The following is a 15,014-nucleotide window of genomic DNA, read 5'->3' as shown; positions in this document are numbered from 1 at the left end:
ATACCGATGGGCCTAATTTCCGGGCCCACCAAATTGGAAACCCACGAATAGGTGAACTCAATGAAGAACACGACGAAGTCGTTCCTTGCGCTGTTCCTTGGTGCAGCTATCGCAGCCGCGGCCAGCCTCCCAGCCCAGGCCGCCGAAATGCCAGTCACAAACGGCCCGGCCGCGGTGAGTGCCCTGCCGGACTCGGCAGAGGCCATTCCAGAGTTGACGAAGGAGGTCATCGGGCTCGCTTATCGCGAGTTGCTCGACTCCGATGCGCCACGCACGGAATCCATTTCGTCGGACGGAACTCGCCAGACGACTTTTAGCCTCCCAACGGGAGCCACTATGACGTTTGTCGCGGACAAGCCGCCCATGTCCCGTCTTGGCGGAGGGGCCGATCCCAAATGGGGCCTCTATGTCGAGTTCAACCGCACGGATCAGGGAGTACTAGCGTCAGGCGGAGGCGCTGCGCTCGGGATTGCTCTCTGTGCGATTCCGGGGGTGGGTTGGGCCCTGTGTGCGGTCGTAGCGGGGGTGACTACCGCTGCAACGGCAGCGGTCATTGCCCATGGACTGTGTAAGAACATCCTTCGTATCTACGCGCAGTTGCTCGGTAATCCGGAGTGCCGCTGATCGCTGTTTAGCTAGTCGTCGGGCTTGCAGTCGCGTTGACGCTACCGCAAGCCCGACGCGCAATCGAGAGTTGGTCCTGTTTTTGAATGCACGAATAGTGGGCTTCGTCGCGATCACCTTCGCGGGCGCCCTTGGAGGTGCAATTGGTAGCAAGGCGTCTAAACAGGCGGAGTGGGTCACGGCTGTTCTCACCTCGCTAATGCTGGTCACGGTCGTCGTTGGAGCGACAATTGCCATTCGGGTCCTCCGGCGCGATCGCGACTTTCAAGAGGTGTGTGGGACCGAGCGGTCCAATGCTGCGACATCAGTCCACGCTCGCGTTTTGGCGGACGTCATCGTCGGCTCAGTGAGTATCGGAATTGTCTGCCTGGTCTCGGAGCTTGAAATCAACGCAGGCTGGATTGCTTTTGGTATCGCCGTAACAGCAATATGCGATCTGGTACTCCGACTAGTCCTACTTCGTTGGGCCAACCACGAGCTGGGTGACGACGCGAGTGTGAACCCTCACCCGATTGACGGTGAGTAAGAATCGGCAGCTGGTTCCCCGGAGATGGAGCCGTTCGCGTGAGCAATCAAACGAGCAACGGTAGGAAGGTCCGGTTCGGCCCATTTGAGTTGTGGAAGGTCTGAAACTGCCATCCAACGCAGCTCGTCGTGATCCGTGCTGCGCTTCGGAGGGTCACCGATAAGGGTTGCGTGATAGCACGTGAGATCGATCGACACTCCTGCCGACACGGTCACGGTCCTGTCGATGAGTTGCCCAACCTCAATTGCGACCTGCAGTTCTTCGCGTACTTCCCGCACGAGCGCACTCTCAGGTGACTCGCCCGCCTCAACCTTGCCACCTGGGAACTCCCACAGACCACTGGCAGTTTTCTGCATAGATCGCCGACACGCCAGGACCTTCATCCCGGAGGTAATCACCGCTGCAACAACTTCCACGGGCCTCATGTTTCCCCTAGTAAATCGCTCTGGTGTGAAGAAATGGATGGAAGCCCCGAATTTCCGTTGGACATGCCTGTTGTCTGAGGCCCAATTGTGTATCGCGGACCCCATTTCGGCAACGATGACGGGTTGAAGCGCCTGCTAAGGCCCCGATCGCCGGTATCCTCTCGAGCGCGGAATCCTGTGTCTAGATTCTGCGATTTGAGGCTTCTGTCCACTGTCACACCCTCCCGATACGCTCGAGGCATAAAGCAGCACATCACGAAGGGGGTCGCGTGTTCATACTCGACGGCAGCGTCGTCACGAGCGCCAGCGACCTCACGGAAGCCTCGAAGTGTGAGTTCGCGTTCCTCCGCAAGCTTGACGTGAAACTGGGTCGCATCGACAAGCTCGACGTGCCCGAAGACCCGATGTACGTGCGCACGAGCCGGCTCGGCGACGAACACGAAGCCCGCGTGCTCGCGCGCTACAAGACCGATCACGGCACAGGAACGGTCGAGATCCCGCGCCCCGACGGCCCTCTCACCGCCGAAAACCTCGAACAAGCCGTCGCCACCACCCGCCAGGCCTTCGCCGACCAGGCCGAAGTCGTCTTCCAGGCCACCTTTTTCGACGGCAGCTTCCTCGGGTTCGCGGACTTCATCGTGCGGCAGCCCGACGGCAGCTACCAGGTGCAGGACACCAAGCTCGCCCGCAGCGCCCGCGTGACCGCACTCCTGCAGCTCGCCGCCTACGCCGAACAGCTCGAGCACCTCGGAGTCCGCGTCGCGCCGATGGTCGAACTCCTCCTCGGCGACGGCACGATCAGCGTGCACCGCCTCGACGACATCTCCCCGGTCTACGGCAAACGTCGCCAACGTCTCCTCCACATCGTGCAGGAACGCCTCGAAGACACGCAGGCGGTGCAATGGGGCGATCCGCGCTACGCAGTGTGTGGCCACTGCGATGACTGCGACGCCGAGATCCAGGCGTCCCGCGACGTGCTGCTGGTGGCCGGGATGCGCGTCACGCAACGCGCGCGCCTCGCGGCCGCGGGCATCCTGACGATCGACGACCTTGCGACCACCGACCTCGCGACCGTTCCCGGCATCGCGGACACGACCCTCGCCTCGCTCAAACTGCAGGCACAGCTACAAAGGGATGCGCACGCGGACGAGCCGCCGCCCGTGGTCGTCTACGAGGCATCCGCTCTCGCCGTGCTGCCGACGCCGAGCCCCGGCGACATCTTCTTCGACTTCGAAGGCGACCCCCTGTACACCGAAGGCGCGGGGGAGCGCTGGGGGCTCGACTACCTGTTCGGCTCGGTCGACGTCCAGCAAGACTTCACGGCGTTCTGGGCGCACGACTTCGCCGAAGAACGGGAAGCGTTGCGCGGCTTCCTCGACTGGCTCGGCGAACGCCGCAGACAGCATCCTGACCTGCACGTCTACCACTACGCCGCCTACGAGCGGACGCACCTGCTCAGCCTGGCCGCCCGCCATGGCGTCGGCGAAGACGAAGTCGACCAGCTGCTGCGCGAAAACGTGCTCGTCGACCTTTACCCGATCGTCCGCAAAGCGCTCAGAGTCGGCTCGCGCTCGTACTCGATCAAGAAACTCGAACCCCTCTACATGGGCGAAGAGATCCGCGAAGGCGAGGTGCAGAACGCGGCCGCATCCATCACCGAATACGCGGATGCTCGCGACCTCATCGCCGGTGGCGATGTCGCCGAAGGCCAGCGGATGCTCGACTCCATCGCCGACTACAACCGCTACGACTGCGTCTCCACCCTCCGCCTCCGCGACTACCTCCTCGCTCAGGCGGCCCGCGCGGGCGTACCCATCGGCGAGCAGGCGCCCGACAAACCCGACATCGACCTGGAACCGTCGCCCCTGAGAGATGGCTTGCTCGCACTGGCCGGCGATCCGCTCGACCCGGAGCGGACATCCGACCAGCGCGCCCTGGCGTTCGCGGCGGCTGCGATCGACTACCACCGCCGCGAAAACAAGACCTTCTGGCAAGAACACTTCACACGCCTCATGCAGCCGATCGAAGACTGGGCCGACACCCGCGACGCCCTCGTCATCGAATCTGCCGTCGTCATCCGCGACTGGTACCACGAAGGCCGGCAGACCTCAGAACGGCGCGAGCTGCTGCTGCGTGGGCAATGGGGTCCGGGCTCCAACGTGAAAGCGAGCGACCAGGCCGGGCCGTACATCATCTACGAAAACCCCGGGCCGTTCACCAACCCGACAGCCGAACCGGGATCGCGCACCTACAAGTCGGTGCGCGTGCTCGAAGTCGAAGACGACGGATCTGTGCTCGTCGAAGAGATCCTCCCGAAAGAAGTCGGGCACTACTCGGTGCTTCCGACCGCATTGACGCCCGCTGGCCCACCCCGCGCCGACCGGCTCATCGAAGCGATCGACGAATGGGGGAGTGCTCTGCTCGCGGCGCAGACCGAAGAGGCTGGACCCGAATGGCCGCGCGACCCGATGGTGGACATCCTGCGCCGGATTCCGCCGCGAACGCGCACCGGAGGTCTTCCGCCGCCCGGGCCCGATCTCGTGCCCTCCGTCGTCGGCAGCCTTCTCGGGCTCGAACGCTCGTACCTCGCCGTGCAGGGGCCGCCGGGAACCGGCAAGACCTACCTCGGCGCCCACGTGATCGCGGAGCTGGTCGCCAAACATCAGTGGAAAATCGGGGTCGTCGCGCAATCGCACAGTGTGGTCGAGCACCTGCTCGACGCCGTCGTGCTCGCCGGGCTCGACCCTCGGCTCGTCGGCAAAGTTCCGAAAAAGGATGCCGTGCTCGGCACCCACGAATACACGGAGCTCGAGAAAGACGGGCAGCTCCTGTTCGCGCTCGAGCGGCGCGACACCGGATACGTCGTCGGCGGCACCGGCTGGGATCTGGCGAACGCCGCCCGCATCCCGCGCAAGAGCCTCGACCTGCTCGTCGTCGACGAAGCCGGACAGTTCTCACTCGCGGCAACGATCTCGGCAAGCGTCGCCGCGCGCAACCTCCTCCTCCTTGGCGACCCACAGCAGTTGCCCCAGGTCAGTCAGGGCACGCATCCGGAACCCGTGGACCAGTCCGCGCTCGGCTGGGTCAGCGAAGGACACGACGTGCTGCCGCCCGAACTCGGCTACTTCCTCGCCGAAAGCCGGCGGATGCACCCGGCCCTGACCGTTCCGGTCTCGCGGTTGTCATACGAAGGCAAGCTGAGTTCGCAGCTCGAAGCGTCCGAACGGATGCTCGAAGGCGTCGAGCCTGGACTCCACGTCGTGCCGGTCGAACACTGGGGGAACGCGACCGAATCGCCGGAAGAGGCCGCTGTTGTTGTCGAACTCGTGCGGTCAGTTCTGGGAACGACATGGACCGACCCCTCGGCTTCGCGATTCGGGGAACCGCTGACCGAAGCGGATGTGATCGTCGTGACCCCGTATAACGCTCAGCTCGCGATGGTGCACGAGGCGCTGGTACTGGCGGGGTTGGGCGATGTTCGCGTTGGCACCGTAGACAAGTTCCAGGGCCAGGAGGCGGCGATTGCGATTGTGTCCCTCGCCGCATCGTCGGCGGCCGACGTTCCCCGCGGAATGTCGTTCCTCATCATGAAGAACCGGCTCAACGTGGCGATCTCACGCGCAAAATGGGCGGCGTTCCTCGTCTACTCGCCCGAGCTGACGGAATACCTGCCGATCAGACCCGAAGGTGTCGCGGAACTCAGCGCGTTCATCCGGCTGGTTGAGTAGCGGCCGGACTCGCTTCGCGGAGGTAGCTACAGTTCGCCTACGGATCTCATGCCAACACCAAGGAATTCCGGAGCGGTAGTGCGGGTTCCGAGCGAACCAATATGGGTTTGTCGCGCCCCGGGCTAAACGCGTGTCCGCCTATTCCTCTTCGGTCGAGTTGGATATTTGCAGATCTTTGTCGGCCCAACCTCGACCCACAATTGCGAAACCTATGAAGCCAAGCAGGCTGACTGTCACCCAGCCCCACCAAGAAATAAGGTTTGGCCACAACCACCCAGCTGCGTTGTAGCCGAGAAGCAAGCCCCAAGTGAGAGTTGCCCGGGCGGGGGTCGCGACAAGCGCGAGCCGGGTTTGTCGGCCAAACAAGAGCCGGAACTTTGTTCGCCGTGAGGATGCGAATTGTTTCAATGGGTTAGCCATTCGATTTATGGGGGTAGTTGGCTTTCCTTTGGGTCTTTCGAGCGTGCCTGATTGACTGACTCACGAAGCACAGAAAAGCCGCCAGGAGTGAACACCTGACCCACGCACGAGATGTTGAATGGGAAATCACCCGCCGATTGCGTGGCTGGTCAGCAGTCCGGGGGCTTAGAACTATGACTGCGAAAATCACCGGAAACAAGCGTTCCAGCTGCTGTCTCATCGAAAGCATCCTTATCTCCCGTCATTCGACAATCGCCGCCGGAGGTCCGATCGACGATTACCCAGGCGACGATGCGCGGCACATGGCCAAGCTAGGGGCGGGTCCGGGCGACCGAGGTTCCGCGAGCCGAAGTGGAGTGCGATCCGTGCGATGGATCAGTGGACAGTTGCGGATACTTCAGTGCAGCGCTCGGTGACGCGAACCCGAAATCGCAGTTCTATGCATGTATTACTGAAATTGCATATGAATTTTCCACAGGGCGCCGGTCGACTGGACTCGGCCCACTGATATTTCATAGACTGATCAGGACAGGTCTTTTCCGGGTGGGGTATCGGCCTTTCTTTCATTGATACATCATGCCCAAAGGGGGAAAGTCATGACCAACATCCATGTCTCGTACCAGGAGATCAACGGCAATGCGGATCGTCTCGTTGCAGGCCGCGACGAGATCAATTCCACGCTGGCGAAGCTCCAGTCCCAGATCTCCGCTCTCACCGCAGCCGGCTTTACAACCGACAAATCGTCCGGTGCCTTCAACGACGCTTACAACCGGTTCACCTCGGGTGCGCGCAACACGATCGGCGGCCTCGACGATCTCGCCCAGTTCCTTCGTACAACAGCCCAAACCCTTCAGGAGGTCGACGGTCAACTGGCCGCACGTCTGGGCCGCTGACGGCAGTTGTCGCGGAAGGGAAGGACGACTGGATGTACGGCGAAATGGTGAGGGTTCGCGCGCGAGCGAACGCGCTTCGAGAAATTGCAGACGAGCTTGCAGGGCGTGCGCGCTCGCTCTCCGTTCAGAGCGACGCGATGATGTGGCAGTCACGCGCGGGTGATGCCTTCCGCGATCAGCTACGAATGGTGGCCGGCGACATCGGCGCGCAATCTGCTGCGCTCCATGGCGCGGCGGAGGCGCTCGAACGGCATGCCTCCGCCGTCGACAGCACGAAACAAGCGATTCAGGATGCTCAGAGTTGGGTCACTGCTCGGCTCAACGACGCCGCGCGAACGGTTCGTGAGGCTGGCGAGGCGACGGTCGGAGCCGTCGAGGAAGCGATTGTGTCTGCGACCCGGAACGCGCCCGTTGCGGGGTCGAGGGACTGGCTCGAATTCAAACAACTCTTCGAGCGTCGGGGGTGGGTGTAGGCATGGCCGATAGCTGGAGATTTGAACTGACAGTCAGCGAACTCGGGGCGGTGTGTGCGCTCGTTCCCGAGCTCCTGTTGCCGGATGGCTACAGAGTCAGCGATCTGACAAAGGGCGAAAATGGCAGCGACGAAAGCGAAAAGCTTGCGGTAGCGCTCGCCTCGCTGACGGAACGGGGACTCGTAAGCCGTAATGGCGATGATGAGAGGGAAAGCGTTGCGCCCGGACTGCTCTTCGCTCTCTCCCTTCACGCAGTCTCGGAGTACGCGATTCGGACCTTTTCGTGGAGTCCTGAGGATGAATCGCGCGAGCTGGTCAGCGTCAATCGTGGCGCCTGCGCCGGCCTGCGGCGGGTTCAGGTTCGTGGCACGAGTGTGGGCGGCCCTGACACACGGATCGTCGTCACGTTCATGTACCTGGGCGAATTGGCGAAGCATCTGCTTGAACTGGTGGCAGACAATTCGCTCGGCACCAAGCCCCCATTGCAATCGACGACGATCGGGCTCGTCGAATCGAGACTGATCCTCGAAGCAATTCGGTCCGGAGACCAGGAGTTCCTCCAGTCTCTTAGGTCGCGGCCAGACGCCCAGACCGATGTCGAACTGATGTCAGGTCTGACTCGCGAAATGAGTGCGGGTTTTCACCTCGAATTGCTCGACAAGGAGGCGCGATGCCTCTACATCGGCGATTGGTTCCGCGGAGATGACGGCTGGATTTCGATGACCTTGATGCCGGAGAAGTTCCCGGCCACGGGCCAGTCGATTTCTGAAAGCGGTCGCATGCGGCTTGCCAAAGTCTCACGCGCGCTCATCAGGACGGATCTGATCGAGCTGGTGGCAGGGCTGCGTAGGACTCAAGATGTCGCATGAGGGCTCCGGCTCTCTCGTTATCGCCTTCGACGACATCGAACGACTATCCTCCTCGGTTCGGGCGCACGCAGACTTCGTTCGCTCTCGCATTGGGCAGGTCGCGTGCGCAGCGACCGACCCCGATTTCGTCGCGTCAATTCCGCTCTCGCCGTTTACCGGCGTCGAGGCAGAGAGCGTTGTGGCCGTGGCGGTCGGTCGACTCGTCGCCTATGCGGCCGCGGCGGAAGGTGTCGTGCTCGTCTCGGCGACCGTTGTCGCCACCTACCGGCTCGCAGAGGATGCTCTGGCCATCGCCGCAGCCGGGCTTGGCTCCACGGCTGGGGTGGCGGCCGAGCTCATTACGAACGGTAGCGACGTTGCCGCGGCAGGCGGCTCCATCGCGGTCCTGCTTGGCACTGCCGTCGTCGTCCTCAAGACCGCGGTCGACTCGCTGATTGCGGGCTTCGGAGACGAGTTCGCCGACTCGCTCATCCCCGGGTTACGCAAGACCCTGGATGAGTACGGCGCGAACCCGTCTCTGTTCATCGGCGGCGGTGCCCTGTTCGCCCTGAAGTTCGGAACGAATATCGGCCGAGCTTTCTCGATGAACGACGTATTCGCTCGGGCGATCACCCGAGGCGAGTCGACGCTCGGAAAGACGGGGCCGTTCTACGACGACATCCTTCGCGGGTTGATCGCCACCGGGAACAATCTCGGTTGGTTCGTCGATCGCGAGGCGGAACTGGCGGTACCGCCGCTCTCGGATAAGGAGATTGTGGATAGGGCTGTCGAGCGAGCGAGGGATAGCTCTGTCGCGATCTTCGGAGGCAAAGGAGCATTCAGCCTGGACCAAAGGGGCCGGATCGTCCCGTCGGATGTTGCCTCATTGTTTGCAAGCGGTAGCCAGATCGACAACGTCGGCAGGGACAGCTTTGCGACGATTCGGATCATCACCTGTACGGACGACGATGGACGCGTCACGGGGTACACGGTTCAGATTCCAAGTACACAAACGTTCTCGCCGACGCGTACAACTGCACCCAACGATCTCACAGCGGATCTGTGGGCCATGATCGCGGGCGAGCGGACGGCCTTAGAACGCGCGGTGCTTGATGCGATGGATGAATCAGGAATCGCCTCTGATCCCAACGGCCCACCCATCATGATCACCGGGTTCAGCCTCGGTGGGATCACCGCCGCGTCAATCGCGGCGGGTGGTTCGGGGCACAACATCCAGCAAGTCGTGACGGCCGGCTCACCTATCGCTCGATTCGAGATTCCCGCCGATGTGGACGTGCTGGCCTGGGAAGCCAATCAAGACGTAGTTCCCGCCGGAGACGCCAAACAGAACCCGGAGGCTTGGGCAACAATTCGTCGGGACGCGCCTCCGCTCACGACCGAAAGTGCTGGGAAGGTGATTCATCCATTCGAGGCTCACAAGCTCGATCGATACGCCCGAATGGCCTCCGATGAACCCGGCATAAATGGAGATCCGAGGATTGCGAAGTACTTCGACGGAAACCTCACGATCACCGACTACTACGCAATGGACAAGAAATGACCCCAATAGAGAATCTCCGTCATCGTCAGGGGCTGGCGTCGCTGTTGCTACTCGTCCCGCTATTGGCATCGGGATGTTCGGCTCCTTCCACCGGTGGACAGAGCGGAGAGGCGGCGACAGCTCAGATTCAAGCGATCAGCGGCGTTGAAGAGGCGTACGTTGACGGGCGAGGGAGTTGGAACGGCCTTACCCGGGAGGCAGGCACACTCGTTTTCGTATGGCTGTCACCCGGCTTCAGAGTACAACGAACGCATGAACTCGCCGAGTTCCTCGTTCGACTCGCATGGTCTGTGAATACGGAGAAGCCAAACTCGGATCTTGTGTTCCAAATAGATGGATCGGAGATGTCGCAACTCGAGTCCGCACTGACGGACGCAGGGTGGGAATTTCGGAGCCGTGCAAGCTCAGGCTTCATGTTCATCCCACCCGCAGTGGTGGGCGCAAAGCTCGGCCGTTGGCCGGGACCGGTCCCCGTGACCCCCGACAACATGATCGTCCCGGTCGACGAAGCGTCCGCCACACCGAGTCACTCTGCCCCTCTACTCCGCAACCGATAAGAATCGAGAGAGAATATGACCTACAATCGCGTTTGGGCGCTGGTCTCGATATCGCTTCTGGTCCTGCTTGTGGCAACGGGATGTTCGGCGAGTCCCACTGGCGGTCAAAGCAAAGAAGACGCCTTGGCTCAGATCCAAAAAGTCGAGGGTGTTGAAAGCGCATTTGTCGATGCCGGGGGAAGCTACAACGGCTTTCAACGCCGGACGGACGTGCTCATCTCGATCTGGCTTGCACCCGGATTCAAAATTGCGAGTACGCACGATCTTGCAGAATTCCTGGTTCGCCTCGCATGGTCGGTGAACACTGAAAAGCCGAACACGGACCTTGCGTTCTTTCTGCATGGGTCGGAGATTTCGGACCTTGAGTCTGCCCTGACGGACGCCGGCTGGGAATTCCCGAGTGGCGAAGGCTCAGACTTCATGTCCATCCCGCCCGCTGTGGTCGGTGCCAAACTCGGCCGCTGGCCCGGCCCGGTGCCCGTGACTCCCGACAACATGTTCGTCCCCGACAACACTGCGCCCGCAACACCGAATCCTTCAGCGTTTGACCTTGCCCCAAGGGCGGCCCTGACAGTGGAATAGTGGCAGCCGCCACAACGAGATCACGACAAGGGAGGAGCGCTATGGGACTCATCCTCAGCGGCACCTTCCAGCTGCGAAGCCGGCTCAGCGCGAAGGCGCTGAGGCTGTATGCCGAACAGGGCATACTCGAGCCGGTACACGTCGACCCCACCAATCGGTACCGCTACTACAGCGAAGAACAGCTCCTCGACGCCCGCCTCATCAACATGCTGCGAGCAATCGAAATGCCGCTTGCCAGCATCCGGACCGTACTCTCCGCCGAAGGCGCCGAACGGGCCCAACTGATCGACGCGTACTGGAAACGGCGCGAAGCCCAGCTGTGGGGACAACACAACCTCGCCGCATACGTGATCTCGGTCGTCTCAGCAAACAAGGAAACCACCATGACCGTAGAAACCAGGGCAGTACCAGAAACGACCTACCTCACCGAGATCAAACGGGTATCGCCGCCCGACATCCCACCCTTCATCCGCAGCTCGGCGGACAGGCTCGCCGAACTGGCCGGACGCTTCGGAGGATGGGCGGGGCCGCTGACCACCATCATCGAAACGCCCGTGAACGACGACACCGACGGCGACGTGAGAAACGCAGTGCCCGTTCGTGCGGGAGTGACAGACGCAGACGTCGCGCCGCCGACCGAAGTGCTCGTCGAGGGAGCCGGACAAGAGGCCTACACACGCATCACCAAATCGCAGGTGCAATACCCGCAAATCCTGCAGGCCTACGACGAGGTCTACGCGTGGCTCACCGAACACAAACTCACTCCACGCCTGGCGCCACGCGAAATCTACTTCGCCGACTTCATGGCCGCGGGCCCCGACGACGACGTCTGCGACATCGCCGTCCCCTACAACACAGAGCAACACAACACCTGAACGATCCAGCAACTGAACAACGCGGTGCGAGCGCCGACCGCAACGCCGGCCCTCGCACCACAAGCGCACCCAAAAACTCCTTGACCAGGGAACACCCGACAGCGGGAGAATGAGCCAACGCGAAGGAGCCGACGATGGCCGTCCAAACCCGCACCACCGAAGCGACAACGTACATCACCGAACGCCGCCACGTCGGCACCCGCGACCTCGACGACTTCCTGAAGGCATCCACCGAACGCCTCAACCACATCGCCACGCAACTCGGCGGCGCAATCGGGCCCCGCACCACCATCTTCCACGGACCCGTCAGCGACGAAGAAGACGGCGACGTACAAAACGCGATGCCCGTCAACAACGACATCGACGCATCCGACCTCGCCGAACCAGCAACCCTCCTCATCGAACCCGGATGCGAAGAGGCATACCTGCGCATTACCAAAACCCAATACGAATACCCGGCCATCCTCGGCGTCTACGACGAGGTCTACGGCTGGCTCACCCACCACGGCTACACGCCATGCATGGCGCCCCGGGAAATCCTCCTCACCGAAATCGCAACCGCCGGCCCCGACGACCACGTCTGCGACGTCGCCGTACCGTTCACCCGTTGAAACACCCGCTCCCACTGAAAACACCCGTGTCGGTCGCCGGCGCAACCAGCGAAAGTTCACGCGACGGGGGATGGCCGCGAAACCCGACCGCGCGTACAGTTCGCTCATGACACGCAAAGACCACCACAAAGACGGCGAATACGAGTGGGACGGCGAACCCCTCCAAGACGGCGACGACATCGTCCGCGACTACGAAGACGGGCAAACCGACACCGAAGACGAACGCGAACAAACCGCATACAACATCGCGCTCAACGCATCCGGAGGAGGCTTCGTCAACGACGAAAAATTCGACGACGGAGGCTTCAACGCCCAAAACAACCCGTGACCCGCGGCCGCGACGGCAACCCAGACAGGCCGCCGCGACCCACAACCACGCACCGCAACACCCGCCTCGCATGGGGTTGACGAGAAAGACTAGTCGTGCGAGAGTAGTCGCGTGTCATCCATCCGCCTGTTCATCCTCGGCTCGCTCGACGAGCGCGGCCCGATGCACGGTCACCAGCTTCGGTTGCTGGCCGAACAGGAACATGTGAACCTCTGGACGGACATCTCGGTCGGCGCCCTCTACGGAGCCATCAAACGACTGGCAGCAGAAGGGCTCATCGTCGAGGCGCGGGTCGAACGCGAAGGCGCGTATCCCGAGCGGCAAGTCTGGCAGATCAGCGACGCCGGGCGCGAATCCGTTCGAGGCATGCGCCTCGACGGACTCCGCACGATCGTGATCAAACCCGACCCGTTCGACCTCGCGCTCACCAAACTCGACGCTGAGCGGCTCGACCTGCTGCCCGAGACGATCCGCGCGCGCATCAACGCTCTCGAAGCGATGATCGCAGACACCGAATCACACCGGACCCACGTCGACCAATACCTGACCAAAGCCGAGAAATATGTGATGGGCCATAAGACGGAACGACTGCGTGCCGAAGTCGCCTGGCACACCCAGCTCCTCGAAGAACTTCCCGACATCATCGCCGACGAACGCGCCCGAAAGGACACCCCCGACCATGACTGACACCCCGCCCAACGAGGCGACACCAGACCACTCCGACACTCCCGGAGGCACCCACCACGGCGCACACGCCGGAGCCCACGCCCTTCCCGATGTGGTGCCCGATGGCGTCAACCCCGAACCCCACGTGGGCGCTCACGCGGCCCCGATGGAATCGGATGCTGTGGCCGGCGCAGAAAGCGGCCACACGCAGGGCGTCGCGGCGGCCGGCGCAGAAAGCGGCCACGCGGCGGGCGACGCGGCGGCCGGCGCAGAAAGCGGCCACGGGGCGGCTGCCGGCGCAGGCGTGACAGCGGTAGCGGCATCCAACGCGGCAGGCGCCCGGGACGCAGCCAACGCATCCGCCCCGACCGCGACGGCGACGGCGACCGCAGCGTCGGCCGGAGCCTCCGCAGGCGGCCGCCCACCCGCACCTGTCGTTCCGCAGCGTGCGTGGAACGCCCTCATCGTGCTGATGGTCGGCATGTTCATGGCGTTGCTTGACACCACCATCGTGAACGTCGCGCTGCCGACGATCCGCACCAGCCTGAACGCGTCCGAGGCGACGCTGTCCTGGATCATCTCCGGCTACGCGCTGGCATTCGGCCTTGCGCTGATCCCGTCCGGCCGCATCGGCGACCGCATCGGCCACAAATGGGTGTTCTTCACCGGCCTTGCGCTGTTCACCGTCGCCAGCTTCTTCTGCGGTCTCGCGCAGAACGACGTCCAGCTGATCGTGGCACGTGTCGTCCAGGGTCTCGCGGGCGGTATTTTCGTGCCCGCCGTCACCGCCACCATCCAACTGCTCTTCGAACCCCGCGTGCGCGGCAAGGCGTTCGCGATCATGGGCGCCGTCATCGGTGTCTCGACGGCGCTCGGCCCGATCGTCGGTGGCCTGATCATCCAGGCCTTCGGTGACACGAACGGATGGCGTCTCGTGTTCTGGGTGAACCTGCCGATCGGAGTGCTCGCCCTCATCGCGGCCGCCATCTTCCTTCCCGCAGGCAAGGAGGGCACGGCCCGCACCGGATGGGACCTCTTCGGTCTTGTGCTGCTCTCGGCCGGACTCATCGCGCTGCTCGTGCCGCTGATCGAAGGCCAGGACCAGGGCTGGCCGGCCTGGACCTACGTCACCATCGTCGCCGGAGTCCTGCTGCTGATCGCTTTCGCATTCTGGGAGCTCCGGGTGGCGAAAGCCGGCGGCTCGCCGCTCGTGCCACCGCACCTCTTCTCGCACCCGAACTTCACGGGAGGTGTCATTCTCGCGCTCGTCTACTTCGCGGCGTTCACCAGCATCTTCTTCACCATCTCGCTGCTCTGGCAGGCGGGCCTCGGACACACCGCCCTCGAGTCCGGTCTCGTCTCGATTCCGTTCGCGATTGCCAGCATCATCGGTTCGGCGCTCAGCGACCGCCTCGCCAAGCAGCTCGGACGCACGGTGCTCGTCATCGGCACCGGTCTCGTGGTCATCGGTCTCGTGTGGGTCTGGCTGGTGCTCCTGCTGGTCAACGCATCCGACCTCACCAACTGGGATCTGCTGGTTCCGCTGTTCATCGCCGGTTTCGGAAACGGACTCTTCATCGCTCCGAACGCACAGTTCATCGTCGCAACCGTCGACCGGTCCGAAGCCGGTTCTGCGAGTGGCGTGATCAGCGTGATGCAGCGCGTCGGCTCCGCGATCGGTATTGCGATCATCGGGTCGGTCCTCTTCGGCAGCCTGACGATCACCGGGCACACCCCGGAAGCAGTCGCCGACGGGTTCGCGTCAGCAGCCGCCAACGCCCTCGCGGTCAGCGCCGCCTTCAGCGTCGTCGCCCTGCTGCTGGTGTTCGTGCTGCCCAAGCGCGTCGCCGCTCCCGGCGGCGCCCCGGTACCCGAGCCCGCCTCCGCCTGACCCGCG

At 62.9% G+C, this 15,014-nt stretch carries 13 protein-coding genes; 12 read left to right on the top strand and 1 reads right to left on the bottom strand.

What is annotated here, in order from left to right; all coding sequences use genetic code 11:
* Window positions 1-60: 60 nt before the first annotated feature.
* The gene (locus tag ACPPVQ_RS12390; protein ID WP_426515402.1) at window positions 61-624 is read left to right on the top strand and encodes a hypothetical protein; all 564 of its coding nucleotides are present in this window, start codon (window positions 61-63) and stop codon (window positions 622-624) included.
* Between the two features lie 504 nt (window positions 625-1,128).
* Here ACPPVQ_RS12390 and ACPPVQ_RS12385 read toward each other — a convergent pair.
* Window positions 1,129-1,575 (bottom strand): (deoxy)nucleoside triphosphate pyrophosphohydrolase, encoded by a 447-nt coding sequence (locus tag ACPPVQ_RS12385; RefSeq protein WP_426515401.1) that lies wholly within the window; start codon window positions 1,573-1,575, stop codon window positions 1,129-1,131.
* Between the two features lie 269 nt (window positions 1,576-1,844).
* Here ACPPVQ_RS12385 and ACPPVQ_RS12380 point away from each other — a divergent pair, with 269 nt between their 5' ends.
* The 11 genes from ACPPVQ_RS12380 (at window position 1,845) to ACPPVQ_RS12330 (ending at window position 15,008) form a co-directional block, all read left to right on the top strand.
* Window positions 1,845-5,303, top strand: a complete 3,459-nt coding sequence (locus ACPPVQ_RS12380) for a TM0106 family RecB-like putative nuclease (protein ID WP_426515400.1) — start codon at window positions 1,845-1,847, stop codon at window positions 5,301-5,303.
* Between the two features lie 1,016 nt (window positions 5,304-6,319).
* Window positions 6,320-6,616 carry a WXG100 family type VII secretion target gene (locus tag ACPPVQ_RS12375; RefSeq protein WP_426515399.1) on the top strand — a complete coding sequence of 99 codons (297 nt, stop codon included), beginning with the start codon at window positions 6,320-6,322 and terminating at the stop codon, window positions 6,614-6,616.
* Between the two features lie 32 nt (window positions 6,617-6,648).
* Window positions 6,649-7,089, top strand: coding sequence for a hypothetical protein (locus ACPPVQ_RS12370; protein WP_426515398.1), 441 nt, complete (start codon window positions 6,649-6,651; stop codon window positions 7,087-7,089).
* Between the two features lie 2 nt (window positions 7,090-7,091).
* Window positions 7,092-7,958 carry a hypothetical protein gene (locus tag ACPPVQ_RS12365; RefSeq protein WP_426515397.1) on the top strand — a complete coding sequence of 289 codons (867 nt, stop codon included), beginning with the start codon at window positions 7,092-7,094 and terminating at the stop codon, window positions 7,956-7,958.
* Window positions 7,948-9,498 (top strand): hypothetical protein, encoded by a 1,551-nt coding sequence (locus ACPPVQ_RS12360; RefSeq protein ID WP_426515396.1) that lies wholly within the window; start codon window positions 7,948-7,950, stop codon window positions 9,496-9,498. Before ACPPVQ_RS12365 ends, ACPPVQ_RS12360 begins: the two co-directional genes overlap by 11 nt.
* A gap of 572 nt (window positions 9,499-10,070) precedes the next feature.
* A complete protein-coding gene (locus ACPPVQ_RS12355; protein WP_426515395.1) occupies window positions 10,071-10,637 on the top strand; it encodes a hypothetical protein in 567 nt (188 codons plus the stop codon).
* A 41-nt stretch (window positions 10,638-10,678) separates the two neighbouring features.
* Window positions 10,679-11,512, top strand: a complete 834-nt coding sequence (locus ACPPVQ_RS12350) for a MerR family transcriptional regulator (protein WP_426515394.1) — start codon at window positions 10,679-10,681, stop codon at window positions 11,510-11,512.
* 134 nt (window positions 11,513-11,646) lie between these two features.
* Window positions 11,647-12,123 carry a hypothetical protein gene (locus ACPPVQ_RS12345; RefSeq protein WP_426515393.1) on the top strand — a complete coding sequence of 159 codons (477 nt, stop codon included), beginning with the start codon at window positions 11,647-11,649 and terminating at the stop codon, window positions 12,121-12,123.
* Between the two features lie 106 nt (window positions 12,124-12,229).
* Window positions 12,230-12,451: a hypothetical protein gene (locus tag ACPPVQ_RS12340; RefSeq protein WP_426515392.1), complete on the top strand. Its 222-nt coding sequence runs from the start codon at window positions 12,230-12,232 to the stop codon at window positions 12,449-12,451.
* A 111-nt stretch (window positions 12,452-12,562) separates the two neighbouring features.
* Window positions 12,563-13,138, top strand: coding sequence for a PadR family transcriptional regulator (locus ACPPVQ_RS12335; protein ID WP_426515391.1), 576 nt, complete (start codon window positions 12,563-12,565; stop codon window positions 13,136-13,138).
* Window positions 13,131-15,008, top strand: a complete 1,878-nt coding sequence (locus ACPPVQ_RS12330) for a DHA2 family efflux MFS transporter permease subunit (RefSeq protein WP_426515390.1) — start codon at window positions 13,131-13,133, stop codon at window positions 15,006-15,008. Before ACPPVQ_RS12335 ends, ACPPVQ_RS12330 begins: the two co-directional genes overlap by 8 nt.
* Window positions 15,009-15,014 lie beyond the last annotated feature (6 nt).

Origin of the sequence: Leifsonia sp. McL0618 (assembly GCF_049994905.1) — a bacterium.
Classification (GTDB): Bacteria; Actinomycetota; Actinomycetes; order Actinomycetales; family Microbacteriaceae; genus Diaminobutyricibacter.
This window is presented reverse-complemented; position numbering and strand designations above follow the sequence as displayed.